25 protein-coding genes and 1 tRNA gene are annotated in these 26362 nt (G+C 65.3%); 23 read left to right on the forward strand and 3 right to left on the reverse strand.

Features of this window, described 5'->3' with window-relative positions; translation table 11 throughout:
* Positions 1 to 109: 109 nt before the first annotated feature.
* Both CYU59_RS24465 and CYU59_RS24470 read right to left on the reverse strand, forming a co-directional pair.
* Positions 110 to 340 carry a helix-turn-helix transcriptional regulator gene (locus CYU59_RS24465; RefSeq protein WP_293003786.1) on the reverse strand — a complete coding sequence of 77 codons (231 nt, stop codon included), beginning with the start codon at positions 338 to 340 and terminating at the stop codon, positions 110 to 112.
* 387 nt (positions 341 to 727) lie between these two features.
* Positions 728 to 800: transfer RNA gene (locus CYU59_RS24470), tRNA-Arg, on the reverse strand.
* Between the two features lie 113 nt (positions 801 to 913).
* On the opposite strand from CYU59_RS24470, the gene argS reads away from it, so the two are divergent.
* The 22 genes from argS (at position 914) to CYU59_RS24580 (ending at position 24152) form a co-directional block, all read left to right on the forward strand.
* Positions 914 to 2566 carry an arginine--tRNA ligase gene (gene argS, locus CYU59_RS24475; protein WP_293003787.1) on the forward strand — a complete coding sequence of 551 codons (1653 nt, stop codon included), beginning with the start codon at positions 914 to 916 and terminating at the stop codon, positions 2564 to 2566.
* 50 nt (positions 2567 to 2616) lie between these two features.
* On the forward strand, positions 2617 to 3981 hold the full coding sequence (gene lysA, locus CYU59_RS24480; protein WP_293003822.1) for a diaminopimelate decarboxylase: 1365 nt from the start codon (positions 2617 to 2619) through the stop codon (positions 3979 to 3981).
* A gap of 3 nt (positions 3982 to 3984) precedes the next feature.
* Entirely contained in the window at positions 3985 to 5310 is a 1326-nt protein-coding gene (locus CYU59_RS24485; RefSeq protein WP_293003788.1) for a homoserine dehydrogenase, read from the forward strand.
* Positions 5307 to 6389, forward strand: a complete 1083-nt coding sequence (gene thrC / locus CYU59_RS24490; RefSeq protein WP_293003789.1) for a threonine synthase — start codon at positions 5307 to 5309, stop codon at positions 6387 to 6389. The genes CYU59_RS24485 and thrC overlap by 4 nt, the downstream gene beginning before the upstream one ends.
* On the forward strand, positions 6389 to 7324 hold the full coding sequence (gene thrB, locus CYU59_RS24495; RefSeq protein WP_293003790.1) for a homoserine kinase: 936 nt from the start codon (positions 6389 to 6391) through the stop codon (positions 7322 to 7324). The genes thrC and thrB overlap by 1 nt, the downstream gene beginning before the upstream one ends.
* Before the next feature lie 275 nt (positions 7325 to 7599).
* The gene (rho, locus tag CYU59_RS24500) at positions 7600 to 9486 is read left to right on the forward strand and encodes a transcription termination factor Rho (protein WP_293003791.1); all 1887 of its coding nucleotides are present in this window, start codon (positions 7600 to 7602) and stop codon (positions 9484 to 9486) included.
* 197 nt (positions 9487 to 9683) lie between these two features.
* Positions 9684 to 11291 (forward strand): fatty-acid--CoA ligase FadD1, encoded by a 1608-nt coding sequence (gene fadD1, locus CYU59_RS24505; RefSeq protein ID WP_293003792.1) that lies wholly within the window; start codon positions 9684 to 9686, stop codon positions 11289 to 11291.
* Positions 11292 to 11435: 144 nt separating this feature from the next.
* Positions 11436 to 11678 (forward strand): 50S ribosomal protein L31, encoded by a 243-nt coding sequence (gene rpmE, locus CYU59_RS24510; RefSeq protein WP_285190518.1) that lies wholly within the window; start codon positions 11436 to 11438, stop codon positions 11676 to 11678.
* Positions 11679 to 11762: 84 nt separating this feature from the next.
* Positions 11763 to 12830: a peptide chain release factor 1 gene (gene prfA, locus CYU59_RS24515; protein WP_293003793.1), complete on the forward strand. Its 1068-nt coding sequence runs from the start codon at positions 11763 to 11765 to the stop codon at positions 12828 to 12830.
* The gene (gene prmC / locus CYU59_RS24520) at positions 12827 to 13681 is read left to right on the forward strand and encodes a peptide chain release factor N(5)-glutamine methyltransferase (RefSeq protein ID WP_293003794.1); all 855 of its coding nucleotides are present in this window, start codon (positions 12827 to 12829) and stop codon (positions 13679 to 13681) included. The genes prfA and prmC overlap by 4 nt, the downstream gene beginning before the upstream one ends.
* Positions 13674 to 14327, forward strand: coding sequence for an L-threonylcarbamoyladenylate synthase (locus CYU59_RS24525; RefSeq protein ID WP_293003795.1), 654 nt, complete (start codon positions 13674 to 13676; stop codon positions 14325 to 14327). Before prmC ends, CYU59_RS24525 begins: the two co-directional genes overlap by 8 nt.
* A gap of 51 nt (positions 14328 to 14378) precedes the next feature.
* On the forward strand, positions 14379 to 15569 hold the full coding sequence (locus CYU59_RS24530; protein WP_293003796.1) for an MraY family glycosyltransferase: 1191 nt from the start codon (positions 14379 to 14381) through the stop codon (positions 15567 to 15569).
* A 224-nt stretch (positions 15570 to 15793) separates the two neighbouring features.
* The gene (locus CYU59_RS24535) at positions 15794 to 16243 is read left to right on the forward strand and encodes an ATP synthase subunit I (RefSeq protein WP_293003798.1); all 450 of its coding nucleotides are present in this window, start codon (positions 15794 to 15796) and stop codon (positions 16241 to 16243) included.
* Positions 16236 to 16991: a F0F1 ATP synthase subunit A gene (gene atpB / locus CYU59_RS24540; protein WP_293003800.1), complete on the forward strand. Its 756-nt coding sequence runs from the start codon at positions 16236 to 16238 to the stop codon at positions 16989 to 16991. The genes CYU59_RS24535 and atpB overlap by 8 nt, the downstream gene beginning before the upstream one ends.
* Before the next feature lie 76 nt (positions 16992 to 17067).
* On the forward strand, positions 17068 to 17313 hold the full coding sequence (locus tag CYU59_RS24545; protein ID WP_293003802.1) for a F0F1 ATP synthase subunit C: 246 nt from the start codon (positions 17068 to 17070) through the stop codon (positions 17311 to 17313).
* A gap of 9 nt (positions 17314 to 17322) precedes the next feature.
* Positions 17323 to 17844 (forward strand): F0F1 ATP synthase subunit B, encoded by a 522-nt coding sequence (locus CYU59_RS24550; RefSeq protein WP_293003804.1) that lies wholly within the window; start codon positions 17323 to 17325, stop codon positions 17842 to 17844.
* Positions 17845 to 17851: 7 nt separating this feature from the next.
* On the forward strand, positions 17852 to 19192 hold the full coding sequence (locus CYU59_RS24555) for a F0F1 ATP synthase subunit B/delta (RefSeq protein ID WP_293003806.1): 1341 nt from the start codon (positions 17852 to 17854) through the stop codon (positions 19190 to 19192).
* Between the two features lie 37 nt (positions 19193 to 19229).
* Entirely contained in the window at positions 19230 to 20882 is a 1653-nt protein-coding gene (atpA, locus tag CYU59_RS24560; RefSeq protein WP_293003808.1) for a F0F1 ATP synthase subunit alpha, read from the forward strand.
* Positions 20883 to 20888: 6 nt separating this feature from the next.
* A complete protein-coding gene (locus CYU59_RS24565) occupies positions 20889 to 21800 on the forward strand; it encodes a F0F1 ATP synthase subunit gamma (protein WP_293003810.1) in 912 nt (303 codons plus the stop codon).
* Between the two features lie 24 nt (positions 21801 to 21824).
* Positions 21825 to 23285, forward strand: coding sequence for a F0F1 ATP synthase subunit beta (gene atpD / locus CYU59_RS24570; RefSeq protein WP_293003812.1), 1461 nt, complete (start codon positions 21825 to 21827; stop codon positions 23283 to 23285).
* Between the two features lie 45 nt (positions 23286 to 23330).
* The gene (locus tag CYU59_RS24575; RefSeq protein ID WP_293003814.1) at positions 23331 to 23696 is read left to right on the forward strand and encodes a F0F1 ATP synthase subunit epsilon; all 366 of its coding nucleotides are present in this window, start codon (positions 23331 to 23333) and stop codon (positions 23694 to 23696) included.
* Positions 23697 to 23708: 12 nt separating this feature from the next.
* On the forward strand, positions 23709 to 24152 hold the full coding sequence (locus CYU59_RS24580; RefSeq protein WP_293003816.1) for a DUF2550 domain-containing protein: 444 nt from the start codon (positions 23709 to 23711) through the stop codon (positions 24150 to 24152).
* 4 nt (positions 24153 to 24156) lie between these two features.
* Here CYU59_RS24580 and CYU59_RS24585 read toward each other — a convergent pair whose 3' ends face one another.
* Positions 24157 to 24735 (reverse strand): cob(I)yrinic acid a,c-diamide adenosyltransferase, encoded by a 579-nt coding sequence (locus CYU59_RS24585; protein WP_293003818.1) that lies wholly within the window; start codon positions 24733 to 24735, stop codon positions 24157 to 24159.
* A 57-nt stretch (positions 24736 to 24792) separates the two neighbouring features.
* Here CYU59_RS24585 and murA point away from each other — a divergent pair, with 57 nt between their 5' ends.
* Complete coding sequence (gene murA / locus CYU59_RS24590; RefSeq protein ID WP_293003820.1) at positions 24793 to 26046, forward strand: UDP-N-acetylglucosamine 1-carboxyvinyltransferase; 1254 nt, start codon at positions 24793 to 24795, stop codon at positions 26044 to 26046.
* Positions 26047 to 26362 lie beyond the last annotated feature (316 nt).

Here is a 26362-nt window from a genome sequence, read left to right on the forward strand (position 1 = left end):
GTGTCAGCAAGACGTTTCCCATCGCGTTCGAGTCCGAGGCTGAGGGCGTGTAGGCGGATCTGCAGGGCGAGCAGATTCTCGATCCGCCGCAAGCTGCTGGCCGCCGCGCTCACGCCGACGCCTTTTCATCGCCTACGAGCTCCGAGATGCTGGTGCCAAGGAACGCGGCCGCTTCCCGGAGTTCGTCGACCCGCCAGGCAACCTTGCCGCTCATACGACGGTGGATCGCAGGCTGAGACAACTTCAGATGTGCGGCCAGTGCGCCTTGCGTGGAGTCGATGCGGGCGAGGCCTACGCGAATAGCTCGCGTCGTGCCGCTGGAGCTATGTGCATAACGCATAGAGAAGTTTTAGCCCTTGGAGCGTTATCTTGCAAGGGCTACGCGACGCGGGCGTGTCGCTCAGTAAAAATCTAGGGCGATATCTTGCGAGTATTCGCTCACTGAGTATCATTTCCGCTATGAGCAACGTACTTGAGTTTCCTGAGCCCCAGAGCGGCGGTTTCCGCGCCGAGGTTGCGGGCCGTCTACGCCAGGCAATCGCCGCGCGGAACATCAAGAAGGGCGCAGTCGCCGAGATGATCGGGATGAACTTCACGTCTTTCTCGAAGCGAGTCAACGGCCGTCTGGCCATAGATGTTGACGAAGCCGAGATCATCAGCGACGCCATCGGTGTCAATCGCGACTGGTTGCTGACCGGCAACGGGTTAATGCTCGACCCGGAATGGGTGCCCCCGGCAGGATTCGAACCTGCGGCCTTCTGCTCCGGAGGCAGACGCTCTATCCCCTGAGCTACGGGGGCGCACGCGAAAACTGCTGCGCCAACGGGCCACGACAGACTAACGCATCACAGCGCCCGGCCGGGCATCGGAATGGATTCGAAGCCAGCGGACCTCAGCCCATAGGATGGCCTGCGTGAATCCCGCCGATCTGGCCGAGCTGCTGAAGGTCACCGCCACCGCGGTGCTGACCCAGCATGCGCTCGACATCACCGCGCTGCCCGCGGTGATCGCCGTCGAGCGACCACGCAACCCCGAGCACGGTGATTACGCCAGCAACTTGGCGCTGCAGGTGGCCAAGAAGGTCGGCGCCAACCCCCGCGAGCTGGCCGGATGGCTCGCCGACGCGCTGGCCGCAGCCGACGGCATCGCCTCCGCGGAGGTCGCCGGCCCGGGCTTCATCAACCTGCGGCTGGACGCCTCGGCGCAGGGCCTGATCGTCAACAACGTGATCGATGCCGGGCAGAGCTACGGCCACGCTGACACCGAAGCCGGCCACAAGATCAACCTCGAGTTCGTCTCGGCCAACCCGACCGGCCCGATCCACATCGGCGGTACCCGCTGGGCCGCCGTCGGCGACGCGCTTGGCCGGCTGCTCACCACGCAGGGCGCCGACGTGGTCCGCGAGTACTACTTCAACGACCACGGCACGCAGATCGACCGCTTCGCCAACTCGCTGATCGCCGCGGCCAAGGGCGAGCCCACGCCGAAGGACGGCTACGCGGGCAACTACATCGCCGACATCGCCGCGCAGATCGTGGCGCAGGTGCCCGACGCGTTGAGCCAGCCCGAGCTCGAGCAACACGAGACGTTCCGGCGCATCGGGGTCGACCTGATGTTCGCCCACATCAAGAAATCGCTGCACGAGTTCGGCACCGACTTCGACGTCTTCACCCACGAAGACTCGATGCACACCAGCGGCCGCGTGGACCAGGCGATCGAGCGGCTGCGCGCGAACGGCAACATCTACGAGAAGGACGGCGCAACCTGGTTGCGCACCAGCGCCTTCGGCGACGACAAAGACCGCGTGGTGATCAAGAGCGACGGCAACCACGCCTACATCGCCGGCGATCTCGCCTACTACCTGGACAAGCGCAGCCGCGGATTCGACCTGTGCATCTACATGCTCGGCGCCGACCACCACGGCTACATCTCCCGGTTGAAGGCCGCCGCCGAAGCATTCGGCGACAACCCCGGCACCGTCGAAGTGCTGATCGGCCAGATGGTCAACCTGGTCCGCGACGGGCAGCCGGTGAAAATGAGCAAGCGGGCCGGCACCGTGATCACCCTGGACGACTTGGTCGAGGCGATCGGTGTCGACGCCGCCCGCTACAGCCTGATCCGCTCCTCGGTGGACACCCCGATCGACATCGACCTGGCCTTGTGGTCGTCGGCGTCCAACGAGAACCCGGTCTATTACGTGCAATACGCGCACGCACGGCTCTCCGCGCTGGCTCGCAACGCCGCCGAACTCGGGCTGATCCCCGACACCGCTCACCTGAATGTGCTCACCCACGACAAAGAGGGCGCGCTGATCCGCAACCTCGGCGAATTCCCCCGCGTGCTGAAAACCGCTGCCGCGCTCCGTGAACCGCACCGGGTCTGCCGCTACCTCGAAGATCTGGCGGGTGACTATCACCGGTTCTACGACGCGTGCCGGGTGCTGCCGCAGGGTGACGAAGAACCGAACGAACTGCACACCGCGCGCTTGGCGCTCTGCCAGGCGACCCGGCAGGTCATCGCCAACGGCCTGGCCATCCTTGGCGTCAGCGCCCCGGAGCGGATGTGAACGCGCACCCAGCCGGCCCCCGTCACGCCGAAGATTCCCATCACTCCGGCGTGCCGCCGCGCCCGGAGTCTGCCGAAGAGCTTCTGCTCCTAGCGCCGAATGTGTGGCCGCGCAACACCGTTCGCGGCGACGACGGCGTCGTCAGCATCGCCGGTGTTTCGCTACAATCGTTGGCCCAGGACTACGGCACCCCGTTGTTCGTGATCGACGAGGACGATTTCCGGTCGCGCTGCCGCGAGATCGCGGCCGCCTTCGGTGGCGGCACCAACGTGCACTACGCCGGAAAAGCCTTCCTGTCGAGTGAGATCGCCCGCTGGATCAATGACGAAGGGTTGTCGCTGGACGTCTGCACCGGCGGCGAGATGGCGGTGGCGCTTCACGCCGACTTTCCGCCCGAGCGAATCGCATTGCACGGCAACAACAAATCGGTTGCCGAACTGACCACGGCCGTCAAGACCGGGATCAAGACCGTCGTCGTGGACTCGATGATCGAGATCGAGCGGCTGGACGCCATCGCCGGTGAGGCGGGTGTCGTGCAGGACGTCCTGGTCCGGGTGACGGTCGGGGTGGAAGCCCACACCCACGAGTTCATCTCCACCGCCCACGAGGACCAGAAGTTCGGGCTGTCGCTGGCCAACGGCGCTGCCATGGCCGCCATCCGACGGGTGTTCGCCACCGACCACCTCCGACTCGTCGGCCTGCACAGCCACATCGGCTCGCAGATCTTCGACGTCGGTGGGTTCGAGATCGCCGCCCATCGCGTGATCGGGCTGCTGCGCGACGTGGTCGCCGAGTTCGGAGTCGACAAGACGGCGCAGATCGCCAGCGTCGACCTCGGTGGGGGCCTTGGCATCTCGTATCTGCCCAACGACGATCCGCCGCCGGCGAGCGAACTCGCCGAAAAGCTCAGTGACATCGTGCGTAGCGAATCCGCGGCCGTGGGCCTGCCGGCGCCCAGATTGGTCGTCGAACCCGGCCGCGCGATCGCCGGTCCCGGAACGATCACCCTCTACGAGGTCGGCACCGTCAAAGACGTCGGCGTCAGCGCGACGGCGAATCGCCGCTACGTCAGCATCGACGGTGGCATGAGCGACAACATCCGCACCTCGCTGTACGACGCGGACTACGACGTGCGCTTGGTGTCCCGTACCTCAGAAGCTGGACCGATACTCGGTCGTGTTGTCGGAAAGCATTGTGAGAGCGGCGATATCGTGGTCCGCGACGCATGGGTGCCGGACGACATCGCGCCCGGTGATCTGGTCGCGGTCGCGGCGACCGGCGCGTACTGCTATTCGCTGTCGAGTCGATACAACTTGATCGGCCGCCCCGCCGTGGTGGCCGTGCGAGATGGAGCGTCCCGTCTGATCCTGCGCAGGGAGACGGTCGACGATCTGCTGAGTCTGGAAGTGAGGTGAGCCGTGAGTGATGCGGAAAAACCGGTCGGTGTAGCGGTATTGGGACTGGGCAATGTGGGCAGCGAGGTTGTCCGCATCATCGAGGAGAGCGCCGACGATCTGGCCGCTCGCGTCGGTGCGCCGCTGGTGCTGCGTGGTATCGGGGTACGCCGGGTGGCAGACGATCGTGGGGTGCCTGCTGATCTGCTCACCGACGACATCGACGCACTGGTCTCCCGCGACGACGTCGACATCGTCGTCGAGGTGATGGGGCCGGTGGAGCCGTCCCGCAAGGCGATCCTGTCCGCTCTCGAACATGGCAAGTCCGTGGTGACGGCCAATAAGGCGCTGCTCTCGGTTGCCACCGGCGAGCTGGCCCAGGCAGCCGAAAAGGCCCGGGCGGACCTGTATTTCGAAGCTGCGGTGGCCGGTGCCATTCCGGTGATCCGGCCGTTGACCCAGTCCCTGGCCGGCGACACGGTGCAGCGGGTGGCCGGCATCGTCAACGGCACCACCAACTACATCCTGTCCGAAATGGACAGCACCGGTGCCGGTTACGAGAAGGCGCTGGCCGACGCAGGCGCCCTGGGCTACGCGGAGGCGGATCCGACCGCCGACGTGGAGGGTTTCGACGCCGCGGCAAAAGCCGCCATCCTGGCGTCGATCGCCTTCCACACCCGGGTGACCGCCGACGACGTCTACCGCGAGGGCATCACCAAGATCAGCCCGGAAGACTTCGTCTCCGCACGGGCGCTGGGATGCACGATCAAGCTGCTGTCGATCTGCGAGCGGATCACCGAAGACGATGGTCAGCAGCGAGTTTCGGCCCGGGTGTATCCCGCGTTGGTGCCGCTGAAGCACCCGCTGGCGACCGTGAACGGCGCGTTCAATGCCGTGGTCGTCGAGGCGGAGGCCGCCGGCCGGCTGATGTTCTACGGGCAGGGGGCCGGCGGTAAGCCGACCGCGTCGGCGGTCGCCGGCGACCTGGTGATGGCGGCCCGCAACCGGGTGCTGGGCAGCAGGGCGCCCAAGGAATCGAAGTATGCCCAGTTGTCGGTCGCCCCGATGGGGGTGATCCAGACCCGGTACTACGTCAGCATGGACGTTGCCGACAAGCCCGGTGTATTAGCAACGGTCGCAACGGAATTCGCCAAGCGGGAAGTCAGTATCGCCGAGGTTCGTCAGGAAGGCGTCGTCGGCGAGGGTGGACAGCGGATCGGCGCGCGCGTCGTGGTGGTCACCCATACCGCGACCGACGCTGCGCTGTCCGAAACCGTCGACGCGCTGGCGGAACTCGACGTGGTCCAAGGTGTGGCCAGCGTCCTGCGTCTGGAAGGAACCAACGCATGACCCCGTCCAAGGCCGCCGTTCATCACCAATGGCCGGGCCTGATCGAGGCTTACCGGGACCGCTTGCCGGTCGGCGACGACTGGGTCCCGGTCACGCTGCTCGAGGGCGGCACCCCGCTGATCTCGGCGACGCGACTGTCCGCCGAAATCGGCTGCACGGTGTACCTGAAGGTCGAAGGCCTCAATCCCACCGGCTCTTTCAAAGACCGCGGTATGACGATGGCCGTCACCGACGCGGTGGCGCGCGGCCAGCAGGCGGTGCTGTGCGCGTCGACCGGCAACACGTCCGCCTCGGCCGCGGCCTACGCGGCCCGCGCCGGCATCACCTGCGCGGTGCTGATCCCGCAGGGCAAGATCGCGATGGGCAAGCTTGCGCAGGCCGTCATGCACGGCGCAAAGATCATTCAGGTCGACGGCAACTTCGACGACTGCCTCGAGGTGGCCCGCAAGATCGTCGCGGACTTCCCGACGATCGCGTTGGTGAACTCGGTCAACCCGGTTCGCATCGAAGGCCAGAAGACCGCGGCGTTCGAGATCGTCGACGTGCTGGGCCGCGCGCCCGACATCCACGCCCTGCCGGTGGGCAACGCGGGCAACATCACCGCGTACTGGAAGGGCTACACCGAATACCACGCCGACGGGGTCATCGACTCGTTGCCGCGCATGCTCGGCACCCAGGCCGCCGGGGCGGCGCCGCTGGTCTCCGGGGAACCGGTGAAGAATCCGGAGACCATCGCCACCGCCATCCGGATCGGGTCGCCCGCGTCCTGGGGGCCTGCCGTCGCGGCGCAGGAGCAGTCCAACGGACGCTTTCTGGCCGCCACCGACGAGGAGATTCTCGCCGCGTACCACCTGATCGCTGCCACCGAGGGCGTCTTCGTAGAGCCGGCATCGGCGGCCAGCGTCGCCGGCCTGCTCAAATCGGTAGCGGACGGCTGGGTCAAGCCAGGCTCGACCGTGGTGTGCACGGTGACGGGCAACGGTCTCAAGGATCCCGACACCGCGCTGCGCGACATGCCGACAGTGGAGCCCGTCCCGGTCGACCCGGTTGCCGTCGTCGCCAAGTTGGAGCTGGCATAGTGCTGGCTTCCGGGCTGCTGGGCAGGTCGGTCGTCCCGGCCTCCAGCGCCAATCTCGGCCCCGGATTCGACAGCCTCGGGCTGGCGCTGAGCCTCTACGACGAGATCACGGTCGAGACAACCGATTCCGAGTTGGTCGTCGAGGTCGAGGGAGAGGGCGCCGGCGAGCTCCTGCTCGACGAGGGCCACCTGGTCGTGCGCGCCGTCCAGCACGGACTGCAGGCCGCTGGTGTCAGCGTCGCCGGCTTGAAGGTGCTCTGCCGCAACGCAATTCCGCACTCCCGCGGTCTCGGCTCCTCAGCTGCGGCCGTAGTCGGCGGCCTGGCCGCGGTCAACGGCGTTCTGGCGCAAGCGGGTTTGACGCCGTTGAGCCAGAGCCAGTTGATCCAGCTGTCGTCGGAATTCGAGGGACATCCCGACAACGCGGCCGCGGCGGTCCTCGGCGGCGCCGTCGTGTCGTGGACCGACCACGGCGCCGGAGCGCCCACATATTCCGCCGCGCAGGTGCGCCTGCACCCCGACATCCGGCTGTTTCCCGCCATCCCGACGCAGCGCTCGTCGACCGTGGAGGCGCGGGTGCTGCTTCCCACCGAGGTCAGCCACGAGGACGCCCGGTTCAATGTCAGCCGTGCGGCGTTGCTGGTGGTGGCGCTGACCGAGCGCCCGGACCTGCTGATGGCCGCCACCGAGGATGTGCTGCACCAGCCGCACCGCGCGCCCGCGATGCCGGCGTCGGGGGAATATCTGCAGCTCCTGCGCCGTTGTGAAGTGCCAGCTGTGCTCTCCGGCGCTGGGCCTGCGGTGATTGCGCTGAGTACGGCTGCCCAACTGCCCGCCGAAGTGCTCGAATACGCCGCTGCAAACGGATTCGCGATCACCGAGATGGCGGCCGGTGACGGGGTGCGCTGGAGTTCTGGAGTGGTCGTTCCCAGCTAGCGTCGCCCGACGCGGCGAGGGGGCTCCTTGCTTCCGGCATCGAAGCACGTTATCCTCGGAGCCGTCCAGCTATCGCAGTCATCTGCATCATGCGCAGACATTGCGCGAACACTAGGACGAACACCAAATTCTTCTCGTGGACGATGGTTCGCCATACACATCGCCAATCCTGGCAATCACCGTTTCACGGTCGACCTTTGGCAGCACTCGGCGATTTGGCTGATTGCAACGAACCCCTGGCTTGATTCGATCAGCGAGGGAGAGAAAGGAAATCCGTGACCGATACGGACCTCGTTACGGCTGGCGACAGCACCGAAAATGACAAGCTGTCGAACCCCGTGACTCCCGAAACTTCCAGCGAGAGCAGCGCCCCTGCAAAGGCGTCTGACGGTTCGCTGGCCACCATGGTGCTTCCCGAACTGCGTGCTCTGGCCAGCCGGTCCGGCGTCAAGGGCACCTCGGGAATGCGCAAAAGCGAACTGATCGCCGCGATCCGGGAATCCCGTCAGGGCGGTCACTCCAACGGTGCCGCGACCAACGGTGGCGGCGAGTCGGCCGATCGCGACACCAAGAACGCCCAAACCCCCGCCGAACCCGTCGCGGAGAACAGCGCCAAGCACGATGACGCTCGTGACAGGCCGTTCGACCACCCGGATGCGGGGCAGAACAACCGCTCCGACAAGGGCGACGCCAAGCAGCAGAACGACGCCAAGCAGCAGAACGACAACAAGCAGCAGGGCGACAACAAGCAGCAGGGCGACAACAAGCAGCAGAACGGCAACAACAAGGCCGCCCGCGACCAGCAGGACAACAAGTCCGAGGACCGCGATTCAGGCGGCGACCAGCAGAATTCCGGTGGCCAGCAGAACCGCGGCAACCAGAACCAGAACCAGCAGGACGACGACGGAGACGGACGCGGCGGTCGCCGCGGGCGCCGGTTCCGCGAACGTCGTCGCCGTGGCGACCGTCCTGAGGGTGGTAACGGCGGCGGAGGCGACACCGAACTGCGTGACGACGACGTCGTCCAGCCGGTAGCCGGCATCCTCGATGTGCTGGACAACTACGCCTTCGTCCGCACTTCCGGCTACCTGGCCGGCCCGCACGACGTCTACGTCTCGATGAACATGGTGCGCAAGAACGGTTTACGCCGCGGCGACGCGGTAACCGGTGCGGTGCGGGTGCCCAAGGACGGCGAACAGCCCAATCAGCGGCAGAAGTTCAACCCGCTGGTGCGACTCGACACCGTCAACGGTGGCCCAGTCGAAAACGCCAGGAACCGGCCCGATTTCACCAAGCTGACGCCGTTGTACCCCAACCAGCGTCTGCGTTTGGAGACCACCGGCGACCGGCTGACCACCCGGATCATCGACCTGATCATGCCGATCGGTAAGGGACAGCGCGCGCTGATCGTGTCGCCGCCCAAGGCCGGTAAGACCACGATCCTGCAGGACATCGCCAACGCGATCACCAGAAACAACCCGGAATGTCACCTCATGGTCGTGCTCGTCGACGAGCGCCCCGAGGAGGTCACCGACATGACGCGTTCGGTCAAGGGTGAAGTCATCGCCTCGACATTCGACCGACCGCCGACGGATCACACCGCGGTTGCCGAGCTCGCGATCGAGCGGGCCAAGCGGCTCGTCGAACAGGGCAAAGACGTTGTGGTGCTACTGGACTCGATCACCCGACTGGGCCGCGCGTACAACAACGCGTCGCCGGCATCGGGTCGTATCCTGTCCGGTGGTGTCGACTCGACCGCGCTCTATCCGCCGAAGCGCTTCCTCGGTGCGGCCCGCAACATCGAGCAAGGGGGATCGTTGACGATCATCGCCACCGCGATGGTCGAGACCGGATCCACCGGTGACACAGTCATTTTCGAGGAGTTCAAGGGAACGGGTAACGCGGAGCTCAAGCTCGACCGCAAGATCTCCGAACGCCGGGTGTTCCCCGCTGTCGACGTCAACCCCTCAGGTACGCGTAAGGACGAGTTGCTGCTCTCGCCGGACGAGTTCTCGGTGGTGCACAAGCTGCGTCGCGTGTTGTCCGGCCTGGATTCGCACCAGGCCATCGACCTGCTGATGTCGCAGTTGCGCAAGACCAAGAACAACTACGAGTTCCTGGTCCAGGTGTCCAAGACGACACCCGGCATGGACAACGACTAGCAGTTGGCACGCCGCCGACTGTGCAGGTTGCGAACGCGATTCCGAACGGAAACGCCGCATAAGCGACACAGTCGGCGGAACAGATCGAGCAGTTAGCACACCGCTGCGGGCGGCCGACAATGGCCGTCTTGCATTTCTACTGTTGCCGCGACGGTAACCTGCGCCTTGTCGGAAACCGACGGGGAAAGCGGTGAATCGTGGCGGACACCATTCAGCAACTGCTGCGCACGCGCAGCGACGACTCCACACCTGCGGTCAAGTACGAAGACCGGGTCTGGACCTGGCGTGAGCATCTCGCCGACGCCTCGGCGTCCGCCGCCGCCCTGATCGGCATCGCCGACCCCGAGCGCCCACTGCACGTCGGCGCGCTGCTGGGCAATACGCCGGAGATGCTCACCGCGATAGCGGGCGCCGCGCTCGGTGGTTACGTGCTGTGCGGCATCAACGACACCCGTCGCGGCGCCGCACTGGCCAAAGACATCATGCGGGCCGACTGTCAGATTCTGCTGACCGATCCCGCCCATCACGCGCTGCTCGACGGCCTGGATCTGCCCGGCGTACACGTGATCGACGTCAGCAGCGAGCAGTGGTCGCAACAGCTCGCGTCGGCCGGCCCGCTGGTGCCGCACAAAGAGGTCGTCCCGACTGACACGCTGATGATGATCTTCACCTCGGGCACCAGCGGTGAGCCCAAGGCCGTCCAGGTCACCCACTTGACCGTTATCTTCTCCGGTGCCAACCTGATTGGTCGGTTCGAAGTCGAATCATCAGGCGTCTGTTACCTTTCCATGCCGCTGTTCCACTCCAACGCGCTGCTGGCCGGCTGGAGCGTGGCGGTCGGGTCCGGAGCGGCGATGGTGTCGGCCACCTTCTCGGCGTCGCGGCTGCTGTCCGATCTACGCCGGTACGGCGCCACCTACATGAATTACGTCGGTAAGCCACTGGCCTACGTGCTGGCCACCCCCGAGCAGCCGGACGACGCGGACAACCCGTTGCGGGTGGCCTTCGGCAACGAGGCGAGCGACCGCGACATCGCCGAATTCAGCCGCCGTTTCGACTGCAAGGTGTGGGACGGCTTCGGCTCGACCGAAGGCGCGATCATCATCACCCGTGAAGACGGTTGCCCGCCCGGATCGCTGGGACAAGGCTTTCCGGGCGTCGGTGTCTACCACCCCGACACACTCACCGAATGCGCGGTCGCGACGTTCGCCGACGACGGCACGCTGACCAATCCCGACGACGCGATCGGCGAACTGGTCAACACCACCGGCGCCGGCCTGTTCGCGGGTTACTACAACGATCAGGACGCCACCGACGCGCGCCTGCGCAACGGTATGTTCTGGTCCGGCGATCTGGCCTACCGCGACGCCGACGGCTGGATCTACTTCGCCGGGCGCAGCGGCGACTGGCTACGCGTCGACGGCGAGAACATGACCACCGCCCCCATCGAGCGCATCCTGCAGCGGCTGCCCGCGGTCAGCCAGGTCGCGGTCTACGCGGTTCCCGACCCGCAGGTGGGCGATCACGTGATGGCCGCACTGGTACTGGTCGACGGGGCCGAACTGTCACCGGCGGCGTTCAGCGACTTCCTGGCCGCCCAGCCTGACCTCTCGCCGAAGGCATGGCCACGGCACGTCTGGATCACCGAGAAGCTGCCCACCACCGCCACCAACAAGATCCTCAAACGCCAGCTCAGCGCCAACGGCAGCACGCCTCCCGGCGGACTGCTGTGGACCCGGGCCGGCCGCGAGACCAGCTACGCCGTCGTCGAGCGCTCGGCAAAAGTGCAGGTCGGGACCAGCTGAGCGCGGGAATGCGCGACCTCCGACCGACGTTTAGGGACATAGCGGCTGAGCTGGCATAATCGACAGCCGACGTTCAGGTTCCGGTTCACGTCCGATTCTCAGCACGATCAGGCGACCCGGCGACCGACTAGTGAAGAGGACACCATGAAAGCTGACATCCACCCCGCCTACGGCGAGACCACCGTGGTCTGCGGTTGCGGAAACACCTTCCAGACCCGCAGCACCAAAGAGAGCGGCCACATCGTGGTCGAGGTCTGCTCGCAGTGCCACCCGTTCTACACCGGTAAGCAGAAGATTCTGGACAGCGGTGGCCGGGTCGCCCGCTTCGAGCGCCGTTACGGCAAGCGCAAGGCCGGCGCCGAACAGGAAGCTTCAGCCGACAAGTAGCACGATCGACGCCCGGACTGCCGCGATAATCGCGCAGGCCGGGCGTCGTTTCATGTGTGGGAGAGTTCTCTCGAGGAGGTGAGCATGACGCAAGGCGGAATCGACGCGCTGGTGGCCGAGCATGCCGACCTCGAGCGCCAATTGTCTGAACCCGAGCTACACAGCGACGCGGCAAACGCGCGCAAGGTCGGCCGCAGATTCGCCCGGCTGGCGCCGATCGTCAACACCCACCGCGAACTCACGTCGGCACGCGACGATCTGGAGACCGCGCGCGAATTCGCGGTCGATGACCCGTCGTTCGCCGATGAGGTGACCGAGCTGGAAATGCGGGTCGACGATCTGGAGACCAAGCTCTCCGACATGCTGGCCCCGCGCGACCCGCACGACGCCGACGACGTGGTGCTCGAAGTGAAATCCGGTGAGGGCGGCGAAGAATCGGCCCTGTTTGCCGCGGATCTGGCCAGGATGTACATCCGCTACGCAGAGCGGCACGGCTGGACCGTGACGGTGCTGGACGAAACTCATTCTGACTTGGGCGGTTACAAGGACGCCACCTTGACGATCGCCAGCAAAGGCGACTCGGCGGACGGTGTCTGGTCGCGGCTGAAGTTCGAGGGTGGGGTGCACCGCGTCCAACGCGTCCCGGTCACCGAATCCCAAGGCCGCGTGCACACTTCGGCAGCCGGTGTGCTGGTCTACCCCGAGCCCGAAGAAGTGGGTGAGGTGCAGATCGACGAGTCGGATCTGCGAATCGACGTCTACCGGTCGTCCGGCAAGGGCGGCCAGGGCGTCAACACCACCGACTCGGCGGTGCGAATCACCCACCTGCCCACCGGAATCGTCGTCACCTGCCAGAACGAACGGTCCCAGTTGCAGAACAAAGCACGGGCCATGCTGGTGCTCGCGGCCCGGCTGCAGGCTGTGGCCGAAGAGCAGGCCCAGGCCGACGCGTCCGCCGACCGGGCCAGCCAGATCCGCACCGTCGACCGCAGCGAACGGATCCGTACCTACAACTTCCCGGAAAACCGGATCGCCGACCACCGGATCAATTTCAAGTCACACAACCTCGATCAGGTCCTCGACGGCGATCTGGACGCACTGTTCGACGCTCTGGCCGCCGCCGACAAGCAAGCCCGGTTGCAGCGGGCATGAAAACCCGACTGCGTTCCGCGATCGACTCCGCGACAACGCTGCTCGCGGAAGCTGGCATCGATTCGGCGCGCTACGACGCCGAGGAGTTGGCCGCGCACCTGGCCGGCACCGAGCGCGGGCGTCTGGCGATGCTCACCGCACCCGACGAGGCCTTCTTCGAGCACTACCGGGACTCGGTGGCCGCCCGATCGCGCCGAATTCCGCTGCAGCACCTGACCGGCACAGCCGCCTTCGGGCCGTTGACGCTGACCGTCGGCCCGGGTGTCTTCATCCCGCGCCCGGAGACCGAAGCGATCCTGGAATGGGCTACCGCGCAGCAGCTTTCGGAGTCCGCGTTGATCGTCGACCTCTGCACCGGTTCGGGTGCCCTGGCGCTCGGCCTGGCGCGGCACTGGCCCTCGGCTCGCGTGATCGGCGTCGACGACTCCGAGGACGCCCTCGGCTACGCCCGCACGAATGCCGCCGGCACCGCGGTGGAACTGCTGCACGCTGACGTCACCGCGGCCGGTGTACTGAGCCAATTCGACGGCCAGGTCGACCTGTTGGTTGCCAACCCGCCCTACGTTCCGGACGGGGCGGAGCTGGAGCCCGAAGTGCTGGAGCACGATCCTTCACACGCCGTGTTCGGCGGCCAGGACGGGATGACGGTGATAGCCGCCCTCGTCGGCGTGGCCGCACGGCTGCTGCGCCCCGGGGGTCTGTTCGCCGTCGAACACGACGACACCACATCGGCGTCGACGGTCCAATCGCTCACCGAGACAGCCGCTTTCGCAGACGTTGCACCACGCTTCGATCTCACCGGACGGCCCAGATTCGTCACCGCCCGCCGGATCGGAGGAGGCAATGACTAACACGTTCGACTGCACGGATCCTGAACAGCGTTCGCGCGCAATCACATCGGCGGCGGCCGCAGTGAAGAACGGTGGCCTGGTGGTGCTTCCGACCGACACCGTCTACGGCGTCGGAGCCGATGCGTTCAACGGCACGGCGGTGGCCGCGCTGCTGGCAGCCAAGGGCCGTGGTCGTGACATGCCGGTGCCGGTGCTGGTCGGGTCATGGCACACCATCGACGGCCTGGCTCAGTCGGTGTCCACCGCGATGCGCACCCTGGTGCGGGCGTTCTGGCCCGGCGCGCTGAGCCTGGTGGTCCGCCAGGCGCCATCGGTGCAGTGGGATCTGGGCGACGCGCGCGGCACGGTGATGCTGCGGATGCCGTTGCACCCGGTCGCGATCGAACTACTGCGTGAGGTCGGACCGATGGCGGTCTCCAGCGCGAACATCTCGGGACGCCCGCCGGCGGTTGACGTCAACGACGCACGCGAGCAACTGGGCGATCTCGTCGACGTCTACCTCGACGGTGGCCCCGCGGCCCAGCAGTCCGCCTCGACCATTTTGGATCTGACCGCCCCCGAGCCGCGCATCCTGCGGTCCGGCCCGATCAGCGCCGATCGGATCGCCGAGGTGCTCGGCCTGGACGCCGAAAGCCTGACCGGCTGACCGATCGGGCAGCTCAGTTCGATCTCAGGGCGGTGCAGTACGGTTTTTCGGATGCTCAGCGGTGCCGACAACCCGGCCGGCGGTCTGCTCGCTTTGGCAGATCGCGGCGCTGGGGTCCCGCTACGGGAGCTCGCCCTCGTCGGCCTGACCGCTGCGATCGTCACCTACTTCGCGACCGGGCCCGTCCGCAAGCTCGCGACCAGGTTCGGCGCGGTGGCTTACCCCCGCGAGCGTGATGTGCACGTGCAGCCGACGCCGAGGATGGGCGGGCTCGCGATGTACATCGGTGTCGGTGCCGCGGTCTTCCTGGCATCGCAGCTACCCGCGCTCACCCGTGGATTTGTGTACTCCACCGGCATGCCCGCGGTCGTACTGGCGGGCGGGCTGATCATGGGCATCGGCCTGATCGACGACCGCTGGGGCCTGGACGCGCTGACCAAGTTCGCCGGCCAGATCACCGCGGCCAGTGTGCTGGTCACGATGGGTGTCGCGTGGAGCGTCCTTTACATTCCGCTGGGCGGAGTCGGGACGATCGTGCTGGATCAGGTGTCGTCGATCCTGCTCACGCTCGCGCTGACCGTCTCGATCGTCAACGCGATGAACTTCGTGGACGGTCTCGACGGATTGGCCGCCGGACTGGGCATCATCACGGCGCTGGCAATCTGCATGTTTTCCGTCGGATTGCTGCGCGACCACGGCGGCGATGTGCTGTTCTACCCGCCGGCGGTCATCTCGGTGGTCCTGGCCGGGGCCTGTCTGGGCTTCTTGCCGCACAACTTCCATCCGGCGAAGATCTTCATGGGCGATTCCGGTTCGATGCTGATCGGTCTCATGCTGGCCGCGGCGTCGACGACGGCCGCCGGACCCATTTCGCAGACCGCCTACGGTGCCCGCGATGTGTTTGCTCTGCTGTCACCGTTCTTGTTGGTGGTGGCGGTCATGTTCGTGCCGATGCTCGACTTGCTGCTGGCGATCGTGCGTCGCACCCGGGCCGGTCGAAGCGCATTCAGTCCCGACAAAATGCACCTGCATCACCGCCTGCTGCAGATCGGTCACTCGCACCGGCGCGTCGTGCTGATCATTTATCTGTGGGTCGGCATCGTCGCGTTCGGCACCGCCAGCACCATTTTCTTCAACCCGCGCGACACCGCCGCAGTCATGTTGGGGGCGATGGCGATTGCCGTTTTCGCGACGATTATTCCGCTTTTCCGACGCACCTCCGACGTCTACGACGAGGAGTAGTAGAGTCGTCGCCGATGTGGTACGGTGCTGGTAGAACCCGAATTAACCTCGCGGGTTGCCGGCCACTGGCAGTCGGAGTCAGCTCCGATCCTGCCGACTAACGACCGACAAAGGGGAGCTGTCCCTTGGGTGATGCGAGTGCAGCAAATGCGCTCCGATACGCTCAACGGGCCACGCAACGAGCAACAAGGCAACTCCCCCCGAACGAGGACTGAGGTGCTGCAGTGACTACACCAGCGCAAGACGCGCCGTTGGTGTTCCCCTCCGTTGCGTTTCGGCCAATTCGACTGTTCGTCATCTCGCTGGTGTTGACCGCCGCCGCCCTTGCCGTCGCTGCTTCACTCGGCGCTCCGAAGGTCGGCGTGTTCTTCGGCGTGGGCCTCATGCTGGGTTTGCTCAACGCCCTCGGCGTGCAACGTTCGGTGGCTTCGATCACCGCCGACGCGCACCCGCTGAAGAAGAAGATGGCGTTGAACTCCGCCACCCGATTGCTGTTTATAACCACGGTCGGATTGGCTATTGCTTTCGTATTCCGGCCCGCGGGGCTGGGAGTCGTGTTCGGGCTGGCGCTGTTCCAGGTGCTCTTGGTGCTGACGACGGCATTGCCGGTTATGAAGAAGCTGCGTGAGGGCTCGGACGCGGTGATTGAAGGGACAGGAAACAGCGATGACTGAGGCGTTTCTGGCCGAGGGCGCGATCGAGGTCGGTCACCACAAAACCGCCGACTGGTTCGGCCTGACCGTCAACGTCGACACCATCACGTCGTCCGCGATCGCGGCCGTCGTCGTCATCGGTCTGGCGTTCTTCCTGCGGGCAAAGGTCACCTCGACCGGTGTTCCGGGTGGCGTGCAGCTGTTCTTCGAAGCGATCACGGTTCAGATGCGCAACCAGATCGAGAGCGCGATCGGCATGCGCATCGCGCCGTTCGTCCTGCCGCTCGCCGTCACGCTTTTCATCTACATTCTGATCTCCAACTGGCTGTCGGTACTGCCGCTGCAGTACACCGATCACGAAGGCAAGGCCACCGAGCTGCTCACGTCAGCGGCCGCGGACATCAACTACGTGCTCGCGCTGGCTCTGTTCGTGTTCGTCTGCTACCACGCGGCCGGGATCTGGCGCCGGGGCATCATCGGACACCCGCTGGCCGTGCTCAAGGGTCACGTCGCGGTCCTCGCGCCGATCAACGTGGTCGAAGAGCTCGCCAAGCCGATCTCGTTGTCGCTCCGGCTTTTCGGCAACATCTTCGCGGGCGGCATCCTGGTCGGGCTGATCGCACTGTTCCCGCCCTACATCATGTGGGCGCCCAACGCGGTCTGGAAGACCTTCGACATGTTCGTCGGCGCAATTCAGGCCTTCATCTTCGCGCTGCTGACGATCTTGTACTTCAGTCAAGCGATGGAGCTGGAGGGGGAACACGAGTAACGCCGCACCACAATTCCTGGCTCCAACATCACGACGGACTTGGTAGATCGCTACCAAATATCAAGGAGGATAAGCAATGAACCCCACAATCGCTGCCGGCGCCCTCATTGGCGGCGGGCTGATCATGGCAGGTGGCGCGATCGGCGCCGGTATCGGTGACGGTGTCGCCGGTAACGCGCTGATTGCCGGCATCGCCCGCCAGCCCGAGGCGCAGGGTCGTCTGTTCACACCGTTCTTCATCACGGTGGGTCTGGTCGAGGCCGCCTACTTCATCAACCTGGCCTTCATGGCGCTGTTCGTTTTCGCCACCCCGGTCAAGTAATTCGTCGATATGGGTGACATGAATGTTGTAGTCCTGGCTGCGGGCAGCCAGGCCGAGGGTAATTTCCTCGTGCCCAACGGCACCTTCTTCGTCGAGCTGATCATCTTCTTGATCGTGCTCGGAGTGATCGGCGCCTTCGTGGTTCCGCCGATCTCGAAGGTGCTCAAAGAGCGCGACAACATGGTCACCAAGACGGCAGCTGACAACAAGAAATCGGCCGAGCAGTTCGCCGCTGCCGAGGAAGACTACGAGAAGGCGCTCGGCGCCGCTCGGGTCTCGGCATCGGCGGCTCGCGACGAGGCTCGGACAGAGGGCCGCAAGGTCATCGACGAAAAGCGCGGACGCGCCGAGGAGGAGGTCTCCTCGACGCTTCAGGACGCTTCCGAGCAACTCAAGCGGGAGGGTGACGCCGTGGCTGCGGATCTCCGGGCGAGAGTGGAGAGCATCTCCACCACGCTGGCGAGCCGCATCCTCGGCGTCGAAGTCACCACTACAGTCTCAGCGGCCTCTGCCACGGGTTCGGAGCGGTAAGCGCGAAATGTCGACATTCATAGGGCAACTCGTCGGGTTCGCCGTCATCGTCTTGGTGATCTGGCGCTTCGTGGTGCCACCGGTACGCAAGCTGATGGCGGACCAGCAGAACACCGTGCGTCAGCAGCTGGCCGACTCGTCGGCCGCCGCCGACCGACTGGCGGAAGCCAGCCGCGCCCACACCAAGGCGAAGGAAGACGCCAACGCGGAATCGCAACGTCTGACCGAGGAGGCGCAGGCGGATGCCGAACGCATCGGTGAGCAGCTGCGCGCCCAGGCCGACAGCGACGCCGAGCGAATCAAGCAGCAGGGCGCCAAGCAGGCCGAGTTGATGCGTTCGCAAACCATCCGTCAACTTCGCCAGGACATCGGCGCCGAATCCGTCCGGCGTGCCGCCGAACTGGTGCGTGGCTACGTCGCCGAACCGGGTCAGCAGTCGGCCACCGTCGACCGCTTCCTGAATGATCTCGACGAGATGTCGACCTCCACGGCCGAGGTTCAATACCCGGTGGCGGGCAAGATGCGTTCAGCCAGCCGGCAGGCGCTGACGGATCTGCTGGAGAAGTTCGACGGGATCGCCGACAGCCTCGACGACAAGGGGTTGTCCACCCTCGCCGATGACTTGACGTCCGTTGCCGCGCTGCTGAATCGCGAGAGCGTGGTCTCCCGTTACCTGACGCAGCCGGCCGAGGACTCCGCGCCACGCGTCCGGCTCGTCGAGCAACTGGTCTCAGGGAAGGTCGGCGACCCCGCCCTCGAGGTTCTCAAGGCCGCGGTCGCCGAACGTTGGTCGGCCGAAAGTGATTTCGTCGACGCGATCGAACTGGCGGCACGGCAGGCCTCGTTGATCCGTGCCGAAAAGGCGGGACAGGTCGACGAGGTGGAGGACCAGTTGTTCCGGTTCTCCCGCATTCTGGACGCCGAGCCGCGACTCGCTATCTTGCTGGGCAACTACGAGGTGAGCCCGGAGGCGCGAGTTCAGTTGCTGCGCAACGTCCTCGACAGCACGGGTGCCGGCGCCAACGAGATCACGACTGATCTGCTTGCCAAGACGGTCGAATTGCTACGCGGGCAGCCGGCCGAAGTCGCGGTGCAGAATCTGGCCGAGGTCGCGGTGGCGCGACGCGGTGAGATTGTCGCGCAGGTGAACGCCGCGGCCGAACTCAGCGACGATCAGTACTCCCGTCTCACCGAGGTGCTGAGCCGGATCTACGGCCATCCGGTCACAGCACAGGTTTCCATCGACCCGGAGCTGCTCGGCGGGCTCGCAATTTCGGTCGGCGACGAGATCATCGACGGCACGCTGTCGTCTCGTCTGGCCGCGGCCCAAGCCCAGTTGCCCGACTGACCCTTAACACATCGACAAGCAGGAAGAACCAAAAGCCATGGCAGAGTTGACAATCTCGGCTGACGACATTCAGGGCGCGATCGAGGAGTACGTAAGCTCGTTCACCTCCGACACCTCCAAAGAAGAGGTGGGCACCGTCGTCGACACCGGTGACGGCATCGCACACGTCGAGGGTTTGCCGTCCGTGATGACCCAGGAGCTCCTGGAGTTCTCCGGTGGCGTCCTCGGTGTCGCGCTGAACCTCGACGAGCACAGCGTCGGTGCGGTCATCCTGGGTGACTCCGAGAAGCTGGCCGAGGGTCAGCAGGTCAAGCGCACCGGTGAGGTCCTGTCGGTGCCGGTTGGCGACGAGTTCCTGGGACGGGTGGTCAACCCGCTCGGTGAGCCGATCGACGGCCAGGGTGACATCAAGGCGGAAGCCCGTCGCGCGCTGGAGATTCAGGCCCCGTCGGTGGTGCAGCGGCAGAGTGTTTCCGAGCCGCTGCAAACCGGCATCAAGGCCATCGACGCGATGACGCCGATCGGTCGCGGCCAGCGCCAGCTGATCATCGGCGACCGCAAGACCGGCAAGACCGCGGTGTGCGTCGACACGATCCTGAACCAGCGCGAGAACTGGGAAAGCGGCGACGAGAAGAAGCAGGTTCGCTGCGTCTACGTGGCCATCGGTCAGAAGGGCACCACGATCGCTTCCGTGCGTCGCGCCCTCGACGAAGGTGGCGCGATGGACTACACCACCATCGTCGCGGCGCCGGCCTCCGATGCCGCCGGGTTCAAATGGCTTGCCCCCTACACCGGTTCGGCCATCGCCCAGCACTGGATGTACAACGGCAAGCACGTGCTGATCGTCTTCGACGACCTGAGCAAGCAGGCCGAGGCCTACCGCGCCATCTCGCTGCTGCTGCGTCGTCCGCCCGGTCGTGAGGCCTACCCGGGTGACGTGTTCTACCTGCACTCGCGGTTGCTCGAGCGTTGCGCGAAGTTGTCCGACGAACTCGGCGGTGGCTCGTTGACCGGCCTCCCGGTGATCGAAACCAAGGCCAACGACATCTCGGCCTACATCCCGACCAACGTCATCTCGATCACCGACGGCCAGGTCTTCCTCGAGTCCGACTTGTTCAACCAGGGTGTGCGACCGGCGATCAACGTCGGTGTGTCGGTGTCACGTGTTGGTGGTGCCGCACAGATCAAGGCCATGAAAGAGGTGGCCGGTTCGCTGCGTCTGGACCTTTCGCAGTTCCGTGAGCTGGAGTCGTTCGCGGCGTTCGCCTCTGACCTGGACGCGACGTCCAAGGCACAGCTGGATCGCGGCGAGCGGTTGGTGGAGCTGCTCAAGCAGCCGCAGTATCGGCCGTCACCCGTTGAGGAGCAGGTCATTTCGATCTTCCTCGGCACCGGCGGACACCTCGACTCCGTTCCGGCCGAGGACGTGCACCGGTTCGAGACCGAATTCCTCGATCACATCCGCGGGGCCAAGGACGGCATCCTGTCCAGCATCAAGGAATCGCAGAAGCTCGGCGAAGAGACCGAGAAGAAGCTGGTCGACGCGATCAAGGAGTTCAAGAAGGGCTTCGCGGCCACGGGCGGTGGATCGGTAGTGCCCGACTCGCACGTCGAGGCGCTCGACGAAGACGAGGTTGAAAAAGAGGCAGTGCAGGTCCACAAGCCCGCACCGCCGGAGCAGAAGAAGTAATCGAAAATGGCTGCCACACTTCGCGAACTGCGGGGTCGCATACGTTCCGCCGGGTCGATCAAGAAGATCACCAAGGCCCAGGAGATGATCGCGACTTCGCGCATCGGCAAGGCGCAGGCCCGGCTGCAAGAGGCCCGGCCCTACACCGAAGAGATCACTCGCGTGCTCACCACGCTGGCATCGGAAGCCGCGCTCGACCATCCGCTGTTGGTCGAGAAGTCCTCGCCGAAACGGGCCGGCGTGCTGGTCGTCTCGTCAGACCGAGGGCTGTGCGGCGCCTACAACTCCAGTGCCTTCCGCCGGGCCGAGGAGCTCTTCTCCCGCCTGCGTGAGGACGGCAAGAAGCCAGTGCTCTACACGGTCGGGCGTAAAGCGCAGGGTTACTTCAAGTTCCGCAACTGGGAGATCAACGAGTCGTGGACCGGCTTCTCGGAGCGGCCCAGCTACGAGAATGCCGCAGAAGTCGCCGACACTCTGGTGAGTGCGTTCATGGCCGGAGCGGGCGACGACGAGGAGTCCGCAGACGAAGCCGGCGTCGACGAGTTGCACATCGTCTACACCGAATTCAAATCGATGATGTCGCAGTCGGTTGGGGCGCACCGGATGGCTCCGATGAACGTGGAATACGTCGAGGACGACGACGAGCCCAAGACGTTGTACTCCTTCGAACCGGATGCAACGACGCTGTTCGACGCGCTGCTGCCGCGCTACGTGGCGACCCGCGTCTACACGGCGCTGCTCGAGTCCGCCGCGTCCGAACTGGCTTCCCGCCAGCGGGCGATGAAGTCGGCCAGCGACAACGCCGACGACTTGATCAAGTCGCTCACGCTGGAGGCGAACCGCGAGCGGCAGGCTCAGATCACCCAGGAAATCAGCGAAATCGTCGGTGGCGCAAACGCGCTCGCCGACGCTCAATAGGCCCCATCAGGAAGCGAAGAGGATATGGCTGCTACCACCAAACAGGCTGAGAAGTCGACGAACTCGAAGGGCGGCGACACTACCGGCCGCGTGGTGCGGATCACCGGGCCCGTTGTCGACGTCGAGTTCCCGCGCGGCTCCGTGCCGGCGTTGTTCAACGCCCTGCACGCCGAGATCACCTATGAGGACCTGGCGAAGACGCTGACCCTGGAGGTCGCGCAGCACCTCGGTGACAACCTGGTGCGCGCCATCTCGATGCAGCCGACCGACGGCCTGGTCCGCGGCGTCGAGGTCACCGACACCGGGAAGGCGATCTCGGTCCCGGTCGGCGACGGCGTCAAGGGCCACGTGTTCAACGCCCTGGGCGATTGCCTCGACGAACCGGGTTACGGAGAGGACTTCGACCACTGGGCGATTCACCGCAAGCCGCCGCCATTCGACGAGCTCGAGCCGCGCACCGAGATGCTCGAAACGGGTCTGAAGGTCGTCGACCTGCTGACGCCGTACGTGCGTGGTGGGAAGATCGCCCTGTTCGGTGGTGCCGGTGTCGGTAAGACCGTTCTGATTCAGGAGATGATCAACCGTATCGCCCGAAACTTCGGTGGTACTTCGGTTTTCGCCGGCGTCGGCGAGCGCACCCGTGAGGGCAACGACCTCTGGGTCGAGCTGGCGGATGCGGACGTGCTCAAGGACACCGCGCTGGTGTTCGGTCAGATGGACGAGCCGCCCGGCACTCGTATGCGAGTCGCGTTGTCGGCCTTGACCATGGCCGAGTTCTTCCGCGACGAGCAGGGCCAGGACGTGCTGCTGTTCATCGACAACATCTTCCGATTCACCCAGGCCGGTTCCGAGGTCTCGACGCTGCTCGGCCGGATGCCCTCGGCGGTGGGTTACCAGCCCACGCTGGCCGACGAGATGGGTGAATTGCAGGAGCGAATCACCTCGACCCGAGGCAAGTCCATCACCTCGATGCAGGCCGTGTACGTGCCCGCCGACGACTACACCGACCCCGCGCCGGCAACGACGTTCGCCCACTTGGACGCCACCACCGAGCTTTCGCGAAACGTGTTCTCCAAGGGCATCTTCCCGGCGGTGGACCCGCTGGCGTCGAGCTCCACCATCTTGGACCCCGCGATCGTCGGTGACGAGCACTACCGGGTCGCCCAAGAAGTGATCCGAATCCTGCAGCGCTACAAGGACCTTCAGGACATCATCGCAATTCTGGGTATCGATGAGCTGTCCGAAGAGGACAAGCAGCAGGTCAACCGGGCCCGCCGGATCGAGCGGTTCCTCTCGCAGAACATGATGGCGGCCGAGCAGTTCACCGGTCAGCCGGGATCCACCGTTCCGCTGAAGGAGACCATCGAGGCGTTCGACAAGCTGGCCAAGGGCGAGTTCGACCACATCCCCGAGCAGGCGTTCTTCCTGATCGGCGGGCTGGAGGACTTGGCCAAGAAGGCCGAAAGCTTCGGCGCCAAGCTGTGATGTGTTGTCGTCGGTCGGATTTGAGCGTGGAAGGGCAGGTGTGAGATGGCAACGCTGAATGTGGATATCGTTGCCGTCGATCGGAAGATCTGGTCGGGGGAGGCGTCGTTCCTCTTCACCCGCACCACGGTGGGTGAGATCGGGATTCTGCCCAGTCACATCCCGCTGGTTGCCCAACTGGTCGACGACGCCATGGTTCGTGTCGAGCGTGAGGGCGAAGACGATCTGCGGGTCGCGATCGAGGGCGGCTTTCTGTCGGTAACCGAGGAGAGCGTCAGCATTCTGGCCGAGTCTGCGCAATTCGAATCGGAGATCGACGAGGCTGCGGCCAAAGAGGATTCGGAGTCAGACGACCCGCGCATCGCTGCCAGGGGACGTGGCAGATTGCGCGCCGTCGGCGCACTCGACTAAAGGGTCACTGCAGTGAGCGCGCTCATGACGGTCATGGCCGCGCTCGTCGGTGTGCTGGGTCTGGCCGTCGGCGCTTTGAGCTACCGGCTGTGGAAGCTGCGCCAGGGCGGGACGGCGGCCATCATGCGGGATGTACCGGCGGTCGGCGGCCACGGTTGGCGGCACGGGGTAATCCGTTACCGCGGAGGCGATGCCGCGTTCTATCGACTCTCGAGCGTCCGGTTGTGGCCGGATCGCCAGCTCAGCAGGCGCGGGGTCGAGGTCGTGTCGCGACGCCCTCCACGCGGAGACGAATTCGACATCATGACCGAAGAGATCATCGTGCTGGAACTGCGTGACACCACGCAGGATCGCAAGACCGACTACGAAATCGCGCTGGACCGGGGAGCTTTGACGGCATTTCAGTCGTGGCTGGAATCGCGTCCCTCGCCGCGAGCACGCCGTCGCAGCACCTGACCGGCTAGTCGGCGCGCCCACCACCCGGCTGCCAGAGCACGTCACCCTCCGGGTTGACCACTCGGCACAGGATGAACAGCAAGTCGGACAGGCGATTCAGATATTTCGCCGGCAGCCGACTGACATCCGTCGGATGCTCCTCGATTGCATCCCAGGCCGCCCGCTCGGCGCGGCGCGAGACCGTACGCGCGACGTGCAGTAGCGCCGACAGCGGTGAACCACCCGGCAGCACAAAGGATGTCAGCGGCGGCAAGGCCGCGTTGAACTCGTCGCACCACTTTTCCAGGCGGTCTATGTAGTCCTGGGTGATGCGCAACGGCGGGTGCTCCGGGTTTTCGACCACCGGTGTCGAGAGGTCCGCGCCGGCGTCGAAGAGGTCGTTCTGAATTTGTCGCAGCACGTCGGCAACCCGCTGATCCGGGGCCCCCAAGGCGATCGCCGTGCCGATTGCCGCGTTGGCCTCGTCGCAGTCGGCGTAGGCCACCAGTCGGGTGTCGTTTTTGGAGACCCGGGAGAAGTCGCTCAGCCCGGTCGTCCCGTCGTCACCGGTCCGGGTGTAGATGCGCGTCAGGTGAACGGCCATGACACGAACGTACCTAGCCGACTGACAGGGCGAAACTGCTTCACTAAACTAGCCCGCGTGGCAGAGCGTTTCGTAGTGACCGGGGGGAGCCGGTTGGCGGGCGAAGTCGCTGTTGGGGGTGCCAAGAACAGCGTCCTGAAACTGATGTCCGCGGCGCTGCTCGCCGAGGGCACCAGCACGATCACCAACTGCCCCGACATCCTCGATGTGCCATTGATGGCCGAGGTGCTGCGCGGTCTGGGTGCCAATGTCGAGCTCGACGGCGCGACCGTACGCATCACCTCGCCGGACGAACTCAAATACGACGCCGACTTCGCGGCGGTACGCCAGTTCCGCGCTTCGGTCTGTGTGCTCGGCCCGTTGGTGGGGCGATGCAAGCGCGCCAAAGTCGCGCTGCCCGGCGGTGACGCGATCGGCTCTCGTCCGCTGGATATGCACCAGGCCGGGCTGCGGCAGCTCGGAGCTGTCTGCAATATCGAGCACGGGTGCGTCGTGGCGCAGGCGGATTCCTTGCACGGCGCGGAGATTCAGCTCGAATTCCCCTCGGTCGGGGCCACCGAGAACATCCTGATGGCCGCGGTCTTGGCCGAGGGTGTCACGACCATTCACAACGCGGCGCGCGAGCCCGACGTGGTCGATCTGTGCACGATGCTCAACCAGATGGGTGCACACGTCGAGGGTGCCGGGTCGCCGACGATGACGATCACCGGTGTCCCGCGGCTGTACCCGACCGAGCACCGGGTGATCGGTGACCGGATCGTCGCGGCGACCTGGGGCATCGCCGCGGCTATGACCCGCGGCGACGTCACCGTGACCGGGGTGGACCCGGCGCACCTTCAGGTGGTGCTGCACAAGTTGCACGACGTCGGCGCCACGGTGACGCAGACACCGGACAGCTTCCGGGTCACGCAGTACGAGCGGCCGAAGGCCGTCAACGTCGCGACCTTGCCCTATCCCGGCTTTCCCACGGATTTGCAGCCGATGGCCATCGCGCTGGCATCGATCGCCGACGGCACCTCGATGATCACCGAGAACGTGTTCGAGGCGCGTTTCCGGTTCGTGGAAGAGATGATTCGTCTGGGTGCCGACGCCCGCGCCGACGGGCATCACGCCGTGGTGCGCGGTCTTCCGCAGCTGTCCAGCGCACCCGTGTGGTCTTCCGACATCCGCGCCGGCGCCGGTCTGGTGCTGGCCGGCCTGGTCGCCGACGGCGACACCGAGGTACACGACGTCTTTCACATCGACCGGGGCTATCCGCTGTTCGTGGAGAACCTGGTCGGTCTCGGCGCTGAGATCGAGAGGGTAGAGTAGGTCGGTAAGTAGTTCGCACGCCTGCTTCAGAGCAGGACTTGGTGCAGTTTGACGGCGCTTTTGCGATGGAGTACAGTCGCAGGGTTGCCCGAAAACGGGTGTTGTTTGAGAACTCAATAGTGTGTTTGGTGGTTTTGTTTTGTTGTTGTTTTTTGTCATGCCTCCTGTTTTTCCCGTTTGTGGGGGTGTGGCGTTTTTTTGATGCCAGTTTTTGGTGTCTTGCTTTGGTCAGATTTTCTCTGATTTGGATTCTGTCTCGCTGTTGCGAGTGGTTTTTGTTTGGAGAGTTTGATCCTGGCTCAGGACGAACGCTGGC

The sequence above is a fragment of the Mycobacterium sp. genome, assembly GCF_002863225.1.
Classification (GTDB): Bacteria; Actinomycetota; Actinomycetes; order Mycobacteriales; family Mycobacteriaceae; genus Mycobacterium.